General features: G+C 63.0%; 14 protein-coding genes, 1 tRNA gene and 1 pseudogene. 7 read left to right on the top strand and 9 right to left on the bottom strand.

The window, feature by feature from the left end:
- Nucleotides 1-144 precede the first annotated feature (144 nt).
- From X771_RS143370 to X771_RS143390, 6 genes and pseudogenes are all read right to left on the bottom strand, one after another.
- Nucleotides 145-609: a low molecular weight phosphatase family protein gene (locus X771_RS143370; protein WP_081725519.1), complete on the bottom strand. Its 465-nt coding sequence runs from the start codon at nucleotides 607-609 to the stop codon at nucleotides 145-147.
- Nucleotides 597-1082, bottom strand: a complete 486-nt coding sequence (locus X771_RS143375; protein ID WP_023669283.1) for a UPF0262 family protein — start codon at nucleotides 1080-1082, stop codon at nucleotides 597-599. Before X771_RS143375 ends, X771_RS143370 begins: the two co-directional genes overlap by 13 nt.
- Nucleotides 1083-1088: 6 nt before the next feature.
- On the bottom strand, nucleotides 1089-2381 hold the full coding sequence (hisD, locus tag X771_RS143380; RefSeq protein ID WP_023689352.1) for a histidinol dehydrogenase: 1293 nt from the start codon (nucleotides 2379-2381) through the stop codon (nucleotides 1089-1091).
- A 134-nt stretch (nucleotides 2382-2515) separates the two neighbouring features.
- Nucleotides 2516-2950: a DUF2948 family protein gene (locus tag X771_RS143385; RefSeq protein ID WP_023669285.1), complete on the bottom strand. Its 435-nt coding sequence runs from the start codon at nucleotides 2948-2950 to the stop codon at nucleotides 2516-2518.
- A 167-nt stretch (nucleotides 2951-3117) separates the two neighbouring features.
- Nucleotides 3118-3966, bottom strand: a pseudogene (locus tag X771_RS1000000169790) (UDP-N-acetylglucosamine 1-carboxyvinyltransferase); the annotation flags it as partial.
- A 681-nt stretch (nucleotides 3967-4647) separates the two neighbouring features.
- Nucleotides 4648-4842, bottom strand: coding sequence for a hypothetical protein (locus tag X771_RS143390; RefSeq protein WP_023689351.1), 195 nt, complete (start codon nucleotides 4840-4842; stop codon nucleotides 4648-4650).
- Between the two features lie 148 nt (nucleotides 4843-4990).
- On the opposite strand from X771_RS143390, the gene X771_RS143395 reads away from it, so the two are divergent.
- From X771_RS143395 to X771_RS143420, 7 genes are all read left to right on the top strand, one after another.
- Nucleotides 4991-5065, top strand: a tRNA-Thr gene (locus X771_RS143395).
- Between the two features lie 400 nt (nucleotides 5066-5465).
- A complete protein-coding gene (locus X771_RS0134545) occupies nucleotides 5466-9305 on the top strand; it encodes a caspase family protein (RefSeq protein WP_198025851.1) in 3840 nt (1279 codons plus the stop codon).
- 396 nt (nucleotides 9306-9701) lie between these two features.
- Nucleotides 9702-11096 (top strand): multicopper oxidase family protein, encoded by a 1395-nt coding sequence (locus X771_RS143400; RefSeq protein WP_023689349.1) that lies wholly within the window; start codon nucleotides 9702-9704, stop codon nucleotides 11094-11096.
- 152 nt (nucleotides 11097-11248) lie between these two features.
- Nucleotides 11249-12571: an NAD(P)H-dependent oxidoreductase gene (locus tag X771_RS143405; protein ID WP_023689348.1), complete on the top strand. Its 1323-nt coding sequence runs from the start codon at nucleotides 11249-11251 to the stop codon at nucleotides 12569-12571.
- Between the two features lie 71 nt (nucleotides 12572-12642).
- Nucleotides 12643-12885, top strand: a complete 243-nt coding sequence (locus X771_RS143410) for a type II toxin-antitoxin system VapB family antitoxin (protein WP_023689347.1) — start codon at nucleotides 12643-12645, stop codon at nucleotides 12883-12885.
- Nucleotides 12885-13277 (top strand): type II toxin-antitoxin system VapC family toxin, encoded by a 393-nt coding sequence (locus tag X771_RS143415; protein ID WP_023689346.1) that lies wholly within the window; start codon nucleotides 12885-12887, stop codon nucleotides 13275-13277. The genes X771_RS143410 and X771_RS143415 overlap by 1 nt, the downstream gene beginning before the upstream one ends.
- A 263-nt stretch (nucleotides 13278-13540) precedes the next feature.
- Nucleotides 13541-14440, top strand: coding sequence for an MBL fold metallo-hydrolase (locus X771_RS143420; RefSeq protein WP_023689344.1), 900 nt, complete (start codon nucleotides 13541-13543; stop codon nucleotides 14438-14440).
- A 67-nt stretch (nucleotides 14441-14507) separates the two neighbouring features.
- Here X771_RS143420 and proC read toward each other — a convergent pair whose 3' ends face one another.
- The 3 genes from proC to X771_RS143435 all read right to left on the bottom strand — a co-directional run bounded on the left by proC (nucleotide 14508) and on the right by X771_RS143435 (nucleotide 17697).
- Complete coding sequence (gene proC / locus X771_RS143425; protein ID WP_023689343.1) at nucleotides 14508-15323, bottom strand: pyrroline-5-carboxylate reductase; 816 nt, start codon at nucleotides 15321-15323, stop codon at nucleotides 14508-14510.
- Between the two features lie 87 nt (nucleotides 15324-15410).
- Entirely contained in the window at nucleotides 15411-16730 is a 1320-nt protein-coding gene (locus X771_RS143430) for an O-antigen ligase (protein ID WP_023689342.1), read from the bottom strand.
- A complete protein-coding gene (locus X771_RS143435; protein WP_023689341.1) occupies nucleotides 16699-17697 on the bottom strand; it encodes a glycosyltransferase in 999 nt (332 codons plus the stop codon). The genes X771_RS143430 and X771_RS143435 overlap by 32 nt, the downstream gene beginning before the upstream one ends.
- Between the last annotated feature and the right edge of the window lie 111 nt (nucleotides 17698-17808).

Here is a 17808-nt window from a genome sequence, read left to right as displayed (position 1 = left end):
CCCAGGCCGGAATTTCGGCGGAACCTATATGATAATCGTGCGCTTGTGAACACGCTTAGATCGCGTCATATGCGACGCGCTCCAAGCTTTCGTTTTATGCAATGTTGTTGTCTCAAAACCGGGACCGCTTTTGAGCGACATGCATCAATCCGCCGCGTTTTTTACCTCCGGAAGCAGAAAACGTCGGCTGATGCGCGCTTTCAGCCGTTCTCTCACGTCGCGATAGCTGGCCATGATCTGCTCGCGCCTGCCGCCGACATCGGTCGGATCCGGCATCGGCCAGTATTCGACGTCGACGGCAAGCGAGCGGGTGAGTTCGAGCGCGGCGTGGTGGGCTTCCGGCGCCAGGGTGACGATCAGGTCGAAATAATCGTCCTCGAGATCGTCCATCGAGCGCGGCTGGCGCTCGCCCAGCGTCAGGCCCTCTTCGGCCAGCACCGCGTCGACGAACGGATCGCGCTCGCCCCTGTGCACGCCGGCAGAGGCGACGAAAGTGGCCGGCGGCAGCATGCGCCGCGCCAGCTGCTCGGCCATCGGTGAGCGCACGGCGTTCATGCCGCACAAGAACAGGATCGAGCGGGGCGCCCCAGTCAGGTCTAACCCCGCCAGTGCAGCACGCAGACCAGCGTGAACAGCCGCCGCGCCGTGTCGAAGTCGATGTCGATCTTGCCGGCCAGCCGGTCCATCAACGTCTGCGAGCCTTCATTGTGCAGGCCGCGCCGGCCCATGTCGATCGCCTCGATATGGCTTGGCGTCGAGGAGCGGATGGCGTCGTAATAGCTTTCGCAGATCAGGTAGTAGTCCTTGACGATGCGCCTGAGCGGCGTCAGCGACAGGATATGGGTGACGACATCAGCACCATCCTCGCGGGCGACCGCAAACACCAGCCGGGATTCGGCCAGCGAGAGCTTCAGCCGATAAGGCCCGGCGCCGTCATCATTGACCGGCTGAAAGCTGTTTTCTTCGATCAGGTCGAAGATCGCCACCGCGCGCTCATGTTCGACATCGGGCGTCGAACGGCCGATCGACTCGTCGAGCTCGACATCGATCAGCCTTGCGCGGGTTTGATCGCCGTCCGCCATCGCCGCCTACATGTTCAGCCGGATGGCGACGGAGCGGCCATGCGCGTCGAGGCCTTCCGCCTTGGCCAGCGCAATCGCCGCCGGCGCAAGTGCTCTCAGCTGCTCCGGCCCGAGCTTCAGGATCGAGGTGCGCTTGACGAAATCGAGCACCGACAGGCCCGAAGAGAAGCGCGCCGAACGCGCCGTCGGCAGCACGTGGTTGGAGCCGCCGACATAGTCGCCGATGACTTCGGGCGTATGGCGTCCCAGAAACACAGCACCCGCATTGCGCATCCTGGCCAGGAAGCCCTCGGCATCGTCGATGGCGAGTTCCACATGTTCGGCGGCGATGCGGTCGACCAGCGGCAGCGCGGCTTCGATGGTCTCCACCAGGATCACCGCGCCGAAATCGCGCCAGCTGGCAGCCGCCGTCTCGGCGCGCGGCAGGCTCAGCAATTGGCGCTCGACCGCCTGTTCGACTGCTTTTCCGAACGCAGGATCGTTGGTGATCAGGATCGATTGCGCCGACACGTCGTGCTCGGCCTGCGCCAGAAGATCGGCGGCGATCCAGTCGGGATCGTTGCTGCCGTCGGCCACCACCAGCACTTCAGACGGTCCGGCAATCATGTCGATGCCGACCGTGCCGAACACCTGGCGCTTGGCGGCGGCGACATAGGCATTGCCGGGCCCGACGATCTTGGCGACCGGCCGGATCGTCTGCGTGCCATAGGCAAGGGCGGCAATCGCCTGCGCGCCGCCGACGCGGTAAATCTCTGAAACGCCTGATATATCGGCGGCCACCAGCACCAGCGGATTGATGATGCCGCCCGGCGCCGGCACGACGATGACGATGCGCTCGACGCCCGCCACCCTGGCCGGCACGGCGTTCATCAGCACCGAGCTTGGATAGCTTGCCGTGCCGCCCGGCACATAGAGCCCGACCGCCTCGATCGCCGTCCAGCGCGAACCCAACTCGACCCCGGCGGCATCGGTATAGCGATCGTCCTTGGGCATTTGTCGCTCGTGATGGGATCGGATGCGGTCACGGGCAAATTTCAGCGCCTCGACCGTCTGCGGATCGGCGTCTTTGTAGGCCTGCGCGATGTCGTCCTTCGACACGGCGATGCCGAGGCTATTGAGGTCGGCCTTGTCGAATTTCAGCGTGTAGTCGACCAGGGCAGCGTCGCCCTCGGCACGAACCCGCGCAATGATGGCGCGCACGGCAGTGTCGACGTCCTCCGATACCTCCCGCTTGGTGGTCAGGAAGGCGGCGAAACGCTGCGCGAAACCGGCATCGGACTGGATAAGCGTAATGGCCATCGGCTGCGTCTAGATCGTGATGAGACTTGGTTGAAATCTCATCACGATCTAACCCTTTGTTGGAGCAAGATCTCTGGACAGACGATTCCCGTTTTGTCCAACAAAAACCGGCACCCACTTTTTGGGATCATGCTCTAGACCCTGTGCACCGGACGCGAGGTGGCTTCCCAGGCGCCGCCTATGTCGGCAAGCCGCGCCTCGATGCATTCGACGTCGAGCATGATCGCGCCGCCGCCGGAAAAGACCAACTCGACTATGCCGGCCGGCTTGCTGATTTCGATAAAGCTGATTGCCAGAAGCGACAGCACCTCGGCCGGCCGATCGCGGGCAATGCCGCTGGTCTTGGCGCCGAGCACGCGGTCGAAATGCAACACCGCCTGGCGCCGCTCATTGTGCGGGCTGAACAATCCGGATTTCGCCTCCCAGACGAAGCGGTTCATGGTCAATATGAAACGCTTGGCCGAAGGCAGGTATTCGAGATCCGAGACTTTCATCACGGCGTCCTGGACGTGAGCCGAGACGATGCTCAGATCCTGATCGTCGAGCGCAATGAGTTTGAGGGCTGCCATGCCGAATGCACACCTGAAAGTTGGTTTCAGCCTTCTGTTAGGCGGTCTTTCCGGTCCGTGCAACCGCGACACAAATTCAACCCGAGGCTAGCGCCTCGGGTTTGAAGTGTTGGCGGTGAATGAAGGCAGCACCAGACGCCTGTCTGTCTGAAGCAACTGCCGTGCGGTCAAGCCGAAATCCGCTCGATCACCGCGCCGCAATTGGAGAGCTTTTCTTCCAGCCGCTCAAAACCGCGGTCGAGGTGGTAGACGCGGTTGACCGTCGTTTCGCCTTCGGCCGCCAGACCGGCGATGACCAGCGACACCGAGGCGCGCAGATCGGTCGCCATCACGGGCGCGCCCTTCAGCTTGGCGACGCCGTCGACGATCGCAGTTTGGCCGGACAGCGTGATGTGGGCGCCGAGCCGGGCCAGTTCCTGCACATGCATGAAGCGGTTTTCAAAGATGGTCTCGGTGATGCGCGACTTGCCCTTGGCCATGGTCATCAGGCCCATGAACTGCGCCTGCAGATCGGTCGGGAAGGCCGGGAACGGCGCCGTCGTTACGTCGACCGGCGAAATGCCGGCGCCGTTGCGCCGGACGCGAATGCCGGAATTGGTCGGCGTGATCTCGGTACCGGTCTGGGCAATCACGTCCAACGCGGTCTGCAGCAGCTCGGGGCGGGCGCCTTCGAGCACGACATCGCCGCCGGTCATGGCCACAGCCATGGCATAGGTGCCCGTCTCGATGCGGTCGGGGATGACGCGCACGCGCGCGCCCGACAGCGAGTCGACGCCGTCGACGGTGATGGTTGGAGTGCCGGCGCCGGAAATTTTTGCGCCCATGGCGTTGAGGCATTCGGCGAGGTTGACGATCTCGGGCTCGCAGGCGGCGTTTTCGAGTACCGTCTCACCCTTGGCCAGCGCCGCCGCCATCATCAGCACATGGGTGGCGCCGACGGAGACTTTCGGGAACACATAGCGATTGCCGACGAGGCGGCCGTTCCTGGTCTTGGCCAGCACATAACCAGTGTCGACATNGAGTTCAGACGTGTGCTCTTCCGATCTCTTTCGGGAACACATAGCGATTGCCGACGAGGCGGCCGTTCCTGGTCTTGGCCAGCACATAACCAGTGTCGACATCAATGTCGGCGCCCAGCGCCTGCAAACCCTCGAGGAACAGGTCGACCGGGCGCGTGCCGATGGCGCAACCGCCCGGCAGCGACACTTTGGCCTCGCCCATGCGGGCCAGCAGCGGGCCGATCACCCAGAACGACGCCCGCATCTTCGACACCAGCTCGTAGGGCGCGGTCGTGTCGACGATGTTTCGGGCCGAGAAGTTGATGGTGCGCGAATAGCCCTCATTCTGCTTCTCGCGGCGGCCGTTGACGGAATAGTCGACGCCGTGATTGCCAAGAATGCGGATCAGCTGCTCTACATCGGCCAGATGCGGCACGTTTTCCAGCGTCAGCGTGTCGTCGGTGAGCAGCGAGGCGATCATCAGCGGCAAAGCGGCGTTTTTCGCGCCCGAAATCGGAATGCTTCCGGCGAGCTTGTTGCCGCCGACAATTCTGATGCGATCCATGAGAGAATGTCCCCTCGGCCCGAAAGGCCGGTTTTCGTCAGTTTGCGTATCGGCCCGTCTAGACCATTGGCCGGCTTGGTTCAAGATTCCTGAGCCCGTTAGCCAAGTTGGCCGGCCAGTGTGGCCGATATCGGTCAGTCCTTGTGCATTTTTTCAGCAGCCGTCAGGCCTTCCGGGCGCTGGTCAGCGTCACCGGTGCGCCGCGAACGCGCTTGCGTCTTGCGCTTCATGAGATTGGCGCGCAGCTGCTCGGCCAGACGGTCCTTGCGGTTAGTCCCGTCCTTCTTTGCCGGATCAGCCTTTTTCGGTGGATTTGTTTTGTCGTCCATCGTTCCGTCCCGCCCGCGACTGGCAGGCCTGCCGTTCAAGGGATAGCTAGCATTGTGGCGCCGCCATGTCAGCGAAACTTGTCTGGCAAGCCTTTCACAGACGCCTTGCGCTTGCCGGTTCTATATGGCAGAAGCCCCGCCATCAGCGGCTGCGGTAGCTCAGTGGTAGAGCACTCCCTTGGTAAGGGAGAGGTCGAGAGTTCAATCCTCTCTCGCAGCACCAGTTCATTCCTTTGATTTTAAAAAGATGCAGTCGCGAAGTCGGGGTCTCGTTGCGGACCAAAAAAGCCGGCGGACGCAAAAGTGCCAATCCCGCGCATCCAACCGTGGCCCCCTCGCCCGGAAACATTGAGAGAAAGAGGCTCTACGGGGCCGGACGACTGCTCAACAAGTCCGGACCTGTCAACTCATGAACAGGCCGGACTGGCCGTATCCGGCATGCTGAACACTACCGCTCGCACGCTGAAAGCCAGCCGCCTCGTACGCATATCCATGACAAGAACACAGCTCGCCCAAGGACTTGCCATCGGCCGGCCATCATGATGCCATCTCGCTTGCGGAAGATAGCGTTGGGTTTTGGGTAGAGAATGCTCTTTGGGCGAACAGCAGGTGCGACAGGGCGCATGTGCGCGGCACTTGCCGCAGCACTGGTGTGCCTATGCGCGTTTGGCCCCGCTTTGGCTGAAGAGCCGAAGGCGCTGAAAGGCGTCGCGCTCATCATCGGTCAGTCCGACTACCAGCATGTCGGCAAACTGCCCAATCCGGAAAACGACGCCCGCGCCATCGAGGAGATGTTCGACAAGCTCGGCTTCGAGACAAATGTCGCCACCAATCGCGACACACGCAAATTGCGGCGCGATCTCGAAGGCTTCGTCGACGATGCCGAGGGCGCCGATGTCGCCATCATCTACTATTCCGGCCACGGCATCGAAGCCGGCGGCGAGAATTATCTGGTCCCTGTCGATGCCGATATTTCGGCACTCGACAATGCCGGCGAAAAGTTGGTGCCGCTGTCGTCCATCGTCGCCGAACTGAAGGCCAAGGTGCCGGTCACCATCGTTCTGCTGGACGCCTGCCGCAACGATCCGTTCCCGCCGGGCACGCTCTTGAAGCTGGCGCCGGGCGACGAAGGCAAGCCGATCGGCGCCGGCGGTCTCGGCGAAACGCGCGGCGTGGTTTCCCTGAAAGGTGGCGCCGAGGCCAAGGGCTCGGTCGACGACAGCCTCGGCCAGGTCATCGCCTTTGCCGCCGAGCCCGGCAAGGTTGCGCTGGACGGTCCGGCCGATGGCAACAGCCCCTATGCGGCAGCGATCCTGCGCCACATCGACACGGTGGGCGGCGAGGAATTCGGCACCGTTCTGCGCATGATCGGCGAGGAGGTCTATCTCAAGACCAACGGCCAGCAGCGGCCCTGGGTCAATGAGAGCCTGCGCCGGCTGCTCTATTTCGGCACCCCCGCCGAGGCGCCGAAAGGTGATGAGGGCGAAATCCTCAGGGAGCGACGCCAGCTCCTGCTGACCATCTCGACGCTACCCGATCCGGAGCGCCGCCAGATCGAAACCATATCGCGTGACGGCAAGGTGCCGATGGATGGGCTCTACGCCATGCTGAAGGCGCTCGGGGTCGACATACCCAAGGATCCGGCTGAGCTCGACAAGCTGCTGCGTGGCCAGACCGAACGGCTGAAACACGTGTTGGCTGAACGCGAGACTTTGAAAAACCCGGACCCCGAAATTGCCAGGCTATCGAAACTAGCCGAACAGGCGGTTCAGGAAGGCGCGCTCGAAGCGGCGCAGAAATTCAACGAACAGGCCAAGGCCCGCATCGGCGAACTTTCGTCTACGGTCGAACAGGCCGAGGCCGAGCTGAAGGCAAAGCGGCTGGAATTCGCAAAGGTCTTCGCCAGCAGTGCCAGGACTTATGAAATCTCCTTCAACTTCAAGGAGGCGGCGCAGGATTACGCCAAGGCCTTCGAGCAGGCTGCCAAATGGAGCGACGAAGACGCGTTCTACTACAAGGCGGCAGAGGCCAACGCTCTGTCGGAACAAGGGGACTTCTCCGGCGACAATGCGTATCTCGCCCAGGCCCAGACAGCCTATGAACAGGCATTGACCTATGTCACCCGCGAAAAGTTGCCGCTACTTTGGGCGGCCACCCAGAACAATATGGGCGCCACGCTTGCTACGTTGGGCGAACGGGAAGCCGGCCGCGAAAACCTCGACAAGGCAGCTGCCGCTTATGAGCAGGCGCTGACCGTCTATACGCATGACGCCTACCCTGACGAGTGGGCATCGACCTATGGCAATCTGGGCACGGTCTACTGGCGGCTCGGCCAGCGCGAGAACGGGACGGCACTGCTTGAGCGGGCAGTCGGGGCCTTCCGCTCGGCGCTCGAGGTACAGTCGTCGAAAAAACTGCCGCTTGAATGGGCGGCGACGCAGAACAATCTCGGCATCGTGCTGTCCGAGATCGGCGAACGCCAGACCACATCGGACAGTTTTCGCGCCGCAATCGAAGCGCATCGTGCGGCATTGACGGAATACAACAGAGAGCGCGTACCGCTCGACTGGGCATTGAGCCAGATCAATCTGGGTGTCGTTCTGGCGAGCCTCGGCGCGCGCGAAAAGGATGTACCGACGCTTGAGCAATCGGTCGCGGCCTTCCAGGCGGCGGCTGAGGAGATGACCAGGGAACGCGCGCCGGCGCAATGGGCGACCATCCAGAACAATTTGAGCACCGCATTCGAGTCGATCGGCGAGATCAACGGCGATATCGCCGCGTTGCAGCGCGCGCGGGAGGCGGCGGAGGCAGCGCTTTCGGTTCGGACGCGCGAGCGCGCGCCGGCCGACTGGGCGAACGGCCAGCTGACGCTGGGCAACGCACTGCATCGTCTTGGCGCCAGGCAGAACGACGACGCCATGTTGCTCAAGGCGGTCTCAGCCTACGAGGCGGCGCTATCTGAATATACGCGTGAAAAGCTGCCGCTCGACTGGGCCTCGCTGCAACAGAATCTCGGCTTCGTTTATGCAACGCTTGGAAATCGAGACACAGGAACCGACTATTTGCAGAAGTCGGCGGCCTCCTACAGCAAGGCATTGGAAGTCTACACCGCCACCTCTGCCCCCCTCGATTTCGCCTCGACAGAGTACGATCTCGGCGCCACGCTGTCGACCTGGGGTGCCCGTGCGGGCGACAGGGCGATCCTCGAACAGGCGGTCGCCGCTTATGATTCCGCGCTCACGGTGCGAACCAGAGAGGGCGCCCCGACCGACTGGGCGACGACGCAATACCGGCTGGGCATCGCCCTGTCCATGCTGGGCAAGGCCAATGGCGGCCCGGTCGAGGCGCTCGAACGCTCGGTGACAGCCTATCGCGCGGCGCTCGAGGTGCAGACTCGCGACAGCGATCCGGTCTCTTTTGCGGCAACACAATGGGGACTGGGCCATGTCCTGCTCGTGCTCGGCGACAGGACACGGAACGCCGATGACTTCAGCCAGTCGGTGACTGCGCTCGAAGCGGCCTTGCCCTTCTATGACCGCGCCACGGCGCCGGAAGATCATGCACAACTGCAGAACAATCTCGGTAGCGCCTACTACTACCTTGCCGGTAGCAGCAACGATCCGTCTCTTTACCAGAGGGCGGCGACCGCGCACGAGGCGGCGCTCGCCGTCTATGCCGCGTTGCCCGATCGCACACTGTGGGCCTCCGTTGAAGGCGATCTCGGCAACGCGCGGATGATGCAAGCCAGCGCTACCTCCGACCCGGACACAATGGCGAAGTCGGTTCAGGCCTACGAGGCGGCGCTCAGCGTGATTGCCCGCGACACAGACGCCGATGAGTGGCTACGCAACCAGGCCAATCTGGCCAGCGCGCTGTCGACGCTGGGCTACTGGCGCAACGATGTCGCCTTGCTGAAGCGCTCGGCCGCCATCTATCGCAGCATACAGAGCGTGCGCACTCGTGAGCGGGCGCCGGAGCAATGGGTCCGCACGCAGGGCGATTTCGCCCGGGTGCTCGCCATGATTAGGGACAAGGCGCCGGAGTCGGCGGTGTTCGATGAAGAGATCGCCGCCAACCGCGCACTGGCCGATGAGGTCGGCCGCGACCGCGACCCCGACCGATGGGCGACCGTGCAGAACGAGGTCGGCTATGCCTTGACGCTTGCCGGCCGCGCCGAAAACAACGTCGCCCGCTTCGAGGAGGCGGTGCCGATCCTGCGCGAGGCAATCGCCGTGCAAAAGAAGATCAATTCGGTGCCGGCCGTAGCCTTCACGCAGGACAGCCTGTGCGACGTGCTGGTCGACCTCGGTGCTGCCCGCAAGGACAAGGCGCTTGCCGAGGAAGCCATCGCCGCCTGCCAGGATGCGCTCGTCATTTTCAAGGAGCGCAAGATGGACGAACTCGCCGCCGGTTCGGAACAAAACCTCGCCGAGGCACAGGCGCTGCTCGCCGGCTTGAACTGAGGCTCCAGACAACGCTGATGCAGGGCAATCACATAGGGCGCTCCCCCCATTCTTCGATGTTTGCCCGGCACCTACCCCCACCCTTAATCCCTCCCCACAAGGGGGAGGGAGACCTGGTAAGCGTTGATCTCGGCAAATTACTGAGGTCTAGATGCAAGGGCGGAGATACAGGGCGCGCCGCAGCTTTCCCTCCCCTTGTGGGGAGGGATTAAGGGGGTACGTGCCGGGCAAACCTTGGCGGGCTAACCGGCGGCACCAGCGTTCACGCTGGTGCGCAAGCAAATGTCATCGGCTCGCCATGGCATGATCGGGAGGCGATGTGGCAGTATCGGCAGCGCGCCGGTAGCCGCCGCCATCCAGAGCGCCAACACAGCCGGATTTTCGTCGGAGCTTTCCATGACCCTACTCACCCGCCGCCGGCTTCTAAAAACAGCCGCGGTTGCCGGCGTCGGCGGTGTTGGCCTTGCAGCGATGGCCAGGCTTGGTGGCTGGGCCGCGGCCGCACCGGACCCGGTGGTTCTCAAGACGGCAAAGATCCAGGCCAGGTTCATGGATATCGGCCAGACCCGCGATGTGCTGACTTATGGAGAGGCCGGAATGCCGCCGGTGCTCAAGATGAAAAAGGGCGAGCCTTTCGCCGCGCGTCTCGTCAACGGCATCGACGACCCGACGACCATCCATTGGCACGGCATTCGCGTTCCAAACAAGATGGACGGTGTTCCATTCCTGGTTCAGCCTTACGTCTATACCGGCGATCATTTCGACTACGCCTTCACGCCGCCCGACGCCGGCACGTTCTGGTATCACCCGCATTGCAACACGCTGGAGCAGATGGGCCATGGCCTCACCGGCGTGATCGTGGTCGAGAACCCCAACGATCCAAAATTCGACGCCGAAGCCGTCGTCAACCTGCGCGACTGGCGCCTCGGCGACGACGCGCAGTTCATCCAGCAATTCCGGCCGCGCGATGCCGCAAAAACCGGAACCTATGGCACGGTGCGCACCGCCAACTGGCTCGACCAGCCGCAATTCGACGCGCCGGCCGGCGGGTTGGTGCGGCTGCGGGTCGCCATCACCGATGTCACCCGCATCTACGCCTTTCGCGTCGAGCGTGGGGAGGCCGCGGTCATCGCGCTGGACGGCAATCCGGTGCCGCAGCGTTTTGCGCCCGATGCTTTGCTGCTCGGACCGGGGCAGCGCATGGAGCTCGCCATCCGCATGCCTGACCAGGAGGGCGCGATCGTCAGCCTGGGCGACATCAGAGGCACCAAACCCAAGGTCCTCGCCACCTTGCGCGCCACCGGCAGCTCGCTCAAGCGCGATTTGCGCGACCTCGCACCGCTGGAAGCCAACCCGGTGCCGGAGGTGGATCTCGCCAGCGCGAAACACATCGCGCTCTCGCTCAGCGCCACGGCGGAAAACGTGCCTAGCGACAGCATATGCGGCACGCTAGGCTACTCCTTCTGGGCCATCAACAAGGTACCGTGGCCGGGCGACACGCCGGACCCGACCGCGCCTTTGGCCGAGCTGAAGCTCGGCAAAAGCTATGTCATCGACATGGAGAATTTGACGCCGCAATCGCATCCGATGCATCTGCACGGCATGAGCTTCAAGGTGCTGTCGTCGTCGACACGCCAGGTTCAGCCGGTCATCTCCGACACCTATCTCATGCAGCCCAACGAGAAGGTTCAGCTCGGTTTCGTCGCGGATAATCCCGGCGACTGGCTGCTGCACTGCCACATCATCGAACATCAGAAAACCGGCATGACGAGCTATATCAGGGTGGTTTGACGCCGAGGCGGGTCAATCAGCCTCTACTGGGGTTGGCCTCACCTGCCGGGCCTGTTGCCGGAGAAATTGCCGCCGTCCGCTGGTTTCGTTGGCAAAGCGGGGCCGTTCCCTGCTATTCCCGCCTGCAAGCAAGAAGCCGTGGACACGCTTGCATGACCAATGTCGCCCTGACCGGACTGGCCCGCGATCTCGCCAGGCGCGCCGCCGAGGGCCGCCCGGTGCGCATCGGCGTCATCGGCTCCGGCGAAATGGGCACCGACCTGGTCACGCAAGGCATGCTGATGCCCGGTATCGAGATCTGCGCCATCTCGACGCGGCGTCCGCACACGGCGCGCGACGCCATCCGCATCGCCTATGGCGACGAGGCGATGGCGGTCGAGGCCGACATGGGTTCGAAAGTCACCGCGGCGATCGAGGCCGGGAAAATCGCCATCACCTCGAACGAGATGCTGGTCACCAATCCGCTGATCGACGTCGTGATCGACGCCACCGGCAAGCCTGGTGTCGCCGCCGATTTCGACTTGAAGGCGATGGAGCACGGCAAGCACCTGGTGATGATGAATGTCGAGGCCGACGTCACGATCGGCTGCTACCTCAAGCAGCAGGCAGACCGGCTCGGCGTCGTCTATTCGGTCGGCGCCGGCGACGAGCCGTCGAGCTGCATGGAGCTGATCGAGTTTGCCTCAGCGCTCGGCTACACCATCGTCTCGGCTGGCAAGGGCAAGAACAACCCGCTCAACCACGATGCCGTTCCGGACGACTATCGCGAGGAAGCGATCCGCCGCAACATGAACCCGCGCATGCTGGTCGAATTCGTCGACGGTTCCAAAACCATGGTCGAGATGTGCGCCATCGCCAACGCCACCGGGCTGGTGCCCGATGTGCCGGGCATGCACGGGCCCAAGGCCGACCGCGACCAGCTGGCCAAGGTGCTGATACCGCGCGCCGATGGCGGCATCCTGTCGAAGAAGGGTGTTGTCGACTACACGATCGGCAAGGGTGTGGCGCCGGGCGTCTTCGTCATCGTCGAGGCGACGCATCCGCGCATCGTCGAGCGCATGGACGATCTGCATATCGGCCACGGCCCCTACTACAGCTTCTTCCGGCCGTATCACCTGACCTCGCTGGAAGTGCCGCTGACCGCGGCGCGCATCATGCTCTATGGCCGGCCAGACATGGTGCCGCTGCCGAGGCCGGTCGCCGAGGTCTGCGCGGTGGCCAAGCGCGATCTCGCCATGGGCGAGACCTTCGATGCCATCGGCGAGACTTGCTACCGCTCATGGACCATGACCGTCGAAGAGGCGCGCGCCAATCGCGCAGTGCCGGTCGGCCTGCTCGAAGGCGGCAAGGTGCTGAAACCGGTGAGGAAGGGCGAACTGCTCACCGCCGACAATGCTACGCCCGACCGCACGACGAGGCTGTTCGCTTTGCGGAAGCTGCAGGATGATATGCTCTACGGGGCTGAGATGGCATGAACAGGCCAGCTCTCTGGCTTTGTCATGACAAGATCACTATATTGTAGTGACAGCGAACGGAGGCTTCCAGAATGAATCTCCAGATCAGAGACCCGCGCGCCCGTGACCTCGCCCGGCAGCTTGCCGAAAAGCGAAAGATTTCCTTGACCGAAGCGGTGATCGAAGCGCTCGAATCCGAGCTTCAGCGCGAACGTGAACGAGTTCCGCTGGCTGAGCGGCTGGCCGCCATATCGAACGATCTGAAGGCCAAGGCGGGAAGCGGCGGCAGGGATTTGACTAAGGATGAGATCGACGAGATGTGGGGACATTCCTGATGTTCATCGACACCTCGGTGGTGATCGCTGTCCTCGCCGGAGAGGAAGACGCCGCCGATTGGAGCCGCCGGATCGGGCAGGCCTCGGTACGGATCACATCTCCGCTGGTCGTGCTCGAAGCGGCGATGCGGCTTTCATCGAAGTTGGTGGTGGAGCCGCTCTTCGCCGAAAAGGCGATAGAGGACTTCCTGCGTGAGGCCGAGATCGAGGTGGTTCCGATCGAAATCGGTGATGCCAAGCTCGCGATCCAGGCTTTTTCGACCTATGGCAAAGGTCGCGGCCACCCGGCTCAGCTCAATCTCGCTGACTGCCTGTCATATGCCTCGGCAAAAAGCTGTGGGATGCCCTTGCTCTACAAAGGGAAAGACTTTTCCCACACCGATCTGGCCTGATCCTACTCCCCCAGTTCTACGATTCGGCCAGCAGCTTCGTCAGCCGGTCCCGCCCAGCAGGCCAAATGCTGCCGCGCTCGCGCCATGGGGCTGTTGACCTGCTCGCGCATGATCATTGCGCTCGTGCTGACGACGCAGACCATCGGCTGCCATTGTATGATCGATTCATACAGTCTGTCTTTTTGATCCGGGTTTTTCAAACGATGCCGAGATGCCAATCTCGATCAGCTGAACCCCCATTGAGGATTGAAATCTTGCAAACCATTTGGACAAGACGCGAGACGATGAAAACCCTTCTGGCAACGGGCATGGTTGCCATGCTTCAGCCTCTGGCTTTTGCAGCCAGGGCCGCCGCCAAGCTGGAATGGACCTATTTTCAGGCTGACGAGAATGGTTTCCGCCGCACGCCGGTGCTGCTGACCGGGGAAAAAGAAGCCATCCTCCTCGACGGCGGATTTACCCTGTCCGATGGCCGTGCGGTCGCGGATGCGATCAAGCCGACGGGCAAGACCCTGACGACGATCTATGTCAGTTGCAGCGACCCTGACTATTATTTTGGCCTGCGTCCCGTCGCGGATGCTTTCCCCGGCGCCAAGATCATCGCGGCCGCTGCGACGGTGGCGGCCATCAAAGCCAATGTGCAAGCCAAGCTGGATGTCTGGGGCCCGCAGCTCAAGGACAATGGACCGAAGGTCCTGGCGGATGTCGTCATTCCCGAGGCATCCGATATCACCTCACTTGAAATCGAAGGAAACAAGATCGAGATCGTCACCGTCGCCGATCTGAAAGACCGGCGGTATCTCTGGGTGCCCACCCTTGAAGCCGTGTTCGGCGGCGTGCTGATCTCGTCGGGCGTGCATGTCTGGGTTGCCGACGAGCCAACCGTAGACGACCGTAAAAAATGGATTGCTGCGCTTGATGAAATCACGGCGCGCAAACCCAAAATCGTGGTGCCGTCCCATCAGGTAGCCGGCGCGCCGGACGGTCTTGCGGCCGTGGAATTCACCCGCGCCTACCTCGAAGCCTTCAACGAGGAAGCCGGGAAATCGAAATCCAGCGTGGAACTGATTGCGGCGATGAAGCGGCGCTATCCTGATCTTCTTGACGTCTCGTCGCTGGAACTGGGAGCAAAGGTCGCCAAGGGTGAAATGAAGTGGGGCTGATACGGTTGGCCCGGGGCTAAGGCAGGAGCACACGGGCCACCTACAGCCCTGACGTATCGCGAACGGTTTACTTCCCCAATTCCACCGACCGCAGCCGTGCCGCTTCGACTGCTTCGGTCAGCAGCTTCGTCAGCCGGTCTTCGCCCATCAGCACGGCAAGGGCGGCTGCCGTGGTTCCGTTGGGGCTGGTCACCTGCTGGCGCAGGAAGCCGGGCTCCTCGCCGCTTTCGGCAGCGAGTGCAGCAGCGCCATAGACGGTCTGCATGGCCAGCAGCCTGGCGGTCTCGGTCGGCAGCCCGGCCTTCTCGGCTGCAACCGTAAGCGCCTCGATGAAATGGAAGATGTAGGCCGGACCGGACCCCGAAACCGCCGTCACCGCGTCCATCAGGCCTTCGTCGTCGATCGTCGTCACCACACCGCTCGCCGACAGCAGCTCGGCAACGAAACGCCTGATGTCGTCGGTCACCAGCGGGTTGGAATAGACCACCATCATGCCCTTGCCGATCGCGGCCGGCGTGTTGGGCATGCAGCGGATAACAGGCGCGAGATGGCCGAGGATGTGCTCGAAGGTGGCGACCGGCGTGCCCGCGGCGATGCTGACGAAGGTGGTCCTGCCGTCGCCGAAGCGCTTGTAGGCGGCGGTGACGTCGCGGATCACCTGCGGCTTGACGGCGATGACGACGAGGTCGGGCTCTGCGTCGGCGGGGATCCCGTTCGCGCCCGCGGCGACACTGCAACCGAGGTGCTCGGCGCGCTTGCGCAATTCGGCATTGGGCTCGACCACGAACACGGCTTGCGGGGCAAGCTTGCCGGATTTCAGCCAGCCTGCAAGCATGGCGTAACCCATATTGCCGCAACCGGCGAGAACAAGCCTGATCGTCATTGAGAGCCCTCCGAGACAAGGGTTCTCCTTAGACGCTAGCGGGCAGACGGGAAAGCCCCTCAAGGGGTGCTGGATCAGGCCAGCCGGTCAAGGTCGCCGGCGTACCGCGATCGGCCGCAGCGACACTTGCCGCAAGCCAAGCACGCCGAGCACGAAGAACAGCCACACCGGGTCGCCGCGATGGAAGAAGAAGCTTTCCAGGAACGCGTTCAGCGCCGTGAACAGCACCACCATCATGAAGAAGTCACCGAGATAGATGTTCTCCTTGCGCGGCGGGATGCGCATGTAGTCGCGCAGCGGCGCGATCACGAAAGTGTAGACGGCAACGCACAGCGCCGGGATGCCCATCAGCACCGCAATGTCGAGATAGCCGTCATGGCCATGCACGATGGTCCGGATGTCCCAGGCCCGGTCGAAAGGCTGGTCCTGGCTCAGCAGCAGCGGCGTGCCCCAGAAGCTTTCATACCCGTAGCCGGTCCAGGGCTTCTTCGCCAGCATCTCGCCGGAGAACTCCCACAGCGTCGTGCGCCCGGTATAGGTGAGGTCGGGGAAATAGGTGGCCGCCAGCTCTTTCACCGGGGGGATGAAGACGATGCCTAAGGTACCGATGGCCGTCGCAATGATCGCCAGTGCAAACAGGATCGGCGTGCCGAACCGCATGCCGATCAGGCCCGGCAGCACGACGATGAGGATCGAGAACGGCACCAGGCCGGCCGTCGTCTTGGATCCGGTGTGCAGCATGAAGATCATCGCCGCGCCGAAGATCGCCACGCCCCAGAATTTCTGGCCGCGCCGGAAGAGATAGAGGCCGGCGAAGCTGAAGCAGGCCATGATTGGTCCGGCAATGTTCTTGTGGGCGAACACACCACGCCACAGGCCGGCATGTTCGGGCTCCTGCGAATCGGCCGTATGCAGGGCCTCATGCGGAAAGACGATGAGGCCGATATAGGACAGGCCGATAACGACGATCGCGCAGAATATGATGACTTTCGAAAAACTGTCGGCATCGCGCGGCAGCACCAGGACCGTCGCTATCGTCAGAACGCCAAGCAGCGTGAAGAAGGCCGCGCGCATGGCCGAGGACGGGTCGGTCGCGTTGATGACCGAAAGCATGAAAAAGCCGAGCATCAGAATCCAGGACGGGCTGAGCAGCGAGCGCACCACCTTGGGGTCGGCGAACGTCAGCAGTGAGAAGATCGAAATGGCGCCGAGCGAACTGAAGCCGAGCTGGTTGACGATGTCGCCGCCGTCGCCGGTCAGTTCCGCGCCTGCCGGCTGAAACGGCCGGAACGACACGATGACGACGGCAAACAACAGCGCGGCAATCGCCGTCGCCACGCCGTCGCGGGTGACGATGCCGCCCAGCAGCAGCTCGTCAGTTCTTCTCAGGCTGCCTGTATTGCTCATTGGCGTATCCGAATTCGGCAAGCACGCGGCCGAGCGAGACATAGACGGGGTAAAGCGCCGTCGACAGCGATCCTGTCCGCGCCAATTTGATTGCGCCGCGCACGGGCGAGGCTATCAGCAGCGCCAGGCTTTTTGCAAACACCTTGGCGCCGGCGAATGGCGTGCCGGCGCGCTTCTTCTTTTCGACCAGCGTCGAGATTACACCGTTGCGTAAAGATCGGGCGCGGATCCAGTCAGCCTCGACGCGCCGGGCCGGAACGCCTTCGCGCACCTTTGCCTCGGCGCACCAGCCAAGCACGAAACCTTTCTGCGCCGAGCGGCTGAGGAAGTCGGAATCGCCGCCGCCCATGAAGTTGAACCGCAGGTCGAGGAAGGGTGGCCCCATGATGGTGAGCACATTGCGCCCGACCAGAAGGTTGCCCGAGGAATAGAGTGCGGCCACGCGCCCGGTCTGGCGATAGGGCGGCGCAAACACCGGGTGCTCGGCCCATTTGGCGTGAGCAGGATCGGTAAACACCGGCACTTGCGGGCCACCGACAATGTCGGCGCCAAGCGTCTCCGCCGTCCTGCACATGCGCTCCAGCCAGTCCGCGTCGGCGATCTCGTCATCGTCGATGACCAGCAGGTGGCGGAAATCCGGAAAATGCAGGATCGCCGTCTGCCAGCCAGCATTGTAGGCACTGCAATTGCCCCGCTCATGCGCGATGATGACCATGCCCTTCATATCGTCGCGTTCGAACAGCGGCACGGCCGCCTGGGCGCCCTCACGCGCCTCGGCCTCGTTTTCGATGACGATGACGGCGAAGCGCCGGCTGGTGCGCTGTGCCTTGAGCGACGCCAGCGTTTCGAGCAGCAGTTGCGGCCGCTTGAAGGTCGGCAGCGTGACGACGGCTTCCATCGTCTCTGCGGCGAGCCCCGGAGAGCGTCCCGCAATCGATACCGAACCGTCCGATGGCAAAGGGATCATCCGCTCCAGCCGCATGTTTTGAATCTGGCTTTCGATAACACCGCGACGATAACGTTTCGTTAATCACCTTTCGCAGCGGCGCCTGCCGGTCCGCGCCTTTCAGCCGTTGCG

Source organism: Mesorhizobium sp. LSJC269B00 (genome assembly GCF_000502815.1).
Classification (GTDB): Bacteria; Pseudomonadota; Alphaproteobacteria; order Rhizobiales; family Rhizobiaceae; genus Mesorhizobium.
This window is presented reverse-complemented; position numbering and strand designations above follow the sequence as displayed.

Excerpts from the sequence above, each read along its gene's own strand:
- X771_RS143375 (WP_023669283.1), bottom strand. The coding sequence starts at position 1,082 with ATGGCGGACGGCGATCAAACCCGCGCAAGGCTGATCGATGTCGAGCTC.
- hisD (WP_023689352.1), bottom strand. The coding sequence starts at position 2,381 with ATGGCCATTACGCTTATCCAGTCCGATGCCGGTTTCGCGCAGCGTTTC.
- X771_RS143385 (WP_023669285.1), bottom strand. The coding sequence starts at position 2,950 with ATGGCAGCCCTCAAACTCATTGCGCTCGACGATCAGGATCTGAGCATC.
- X771_RS143390 (WP_023689351.1), bottom strand. The coding sequence starts at position 4,842 with ATGGACGACAAAACAAATCCACCGAAAAAGGCTGATCCGGCAAAGAAG.
- X771_RS0134545 (WP_198025851.1), top strand. The coding sequence starts at position 5,466 with ATGTGCGCGGCACTTGCCGCAGCACTGGTGTGCCTATGCGCGTTTGGC.
- X771_RS143400 (WP_023689349.1), top strand. The coding sequence starts at position 9,702 with ATGACCCTACTCACCCGCCGCCGGCTTCTAAAAACAGCCGCGGTTGCC.
- X771_RS143405 (WP_023689348.1), top strand. The coding sequence starts at position 11,249 with ATGACCAATGTCGCCCTGACCGGACTGGCCCGCGATCTCGCCAGGCGC.
- X771_RS143410 (WP_023689347.1), top strand. The coding sequence starts at position 12,643 with ATGAATCTCCAGATCAGAGACCCGCGCGCCCGTGACCTCGCCCGGCAG.
- X771_RS143415 (WP_023689346.1), top strand. The coding sequence starts at position 12,885 with ATGTTCATCGACACCTCGGTGGTGATCGCTGTCCTCGCCGGAGAGGAA.
- proC (WP_023689343.1), bottom strand. The coding sequence starts at position 15,323 with ATGACGATCAGGCTTGTTCTCGCCGGTTGCGGCAATATGGGTTACGCC.
- X771_RS143430 (WP_023689342.1), bottom strand. The coding sequence starts at position 16,730 with ATGAGCAATACAGGCAGCCTGAGAAGAACTGACGAGCTGCTGCTGGGC.
- X771_RS143435 (WP_023689341.1), bottom strand. The coding sequence starts at position 17,697 with ATGATCCCTTTGCCATCGGACGGTTCGGTATCGATTGCGGGACGCTCT.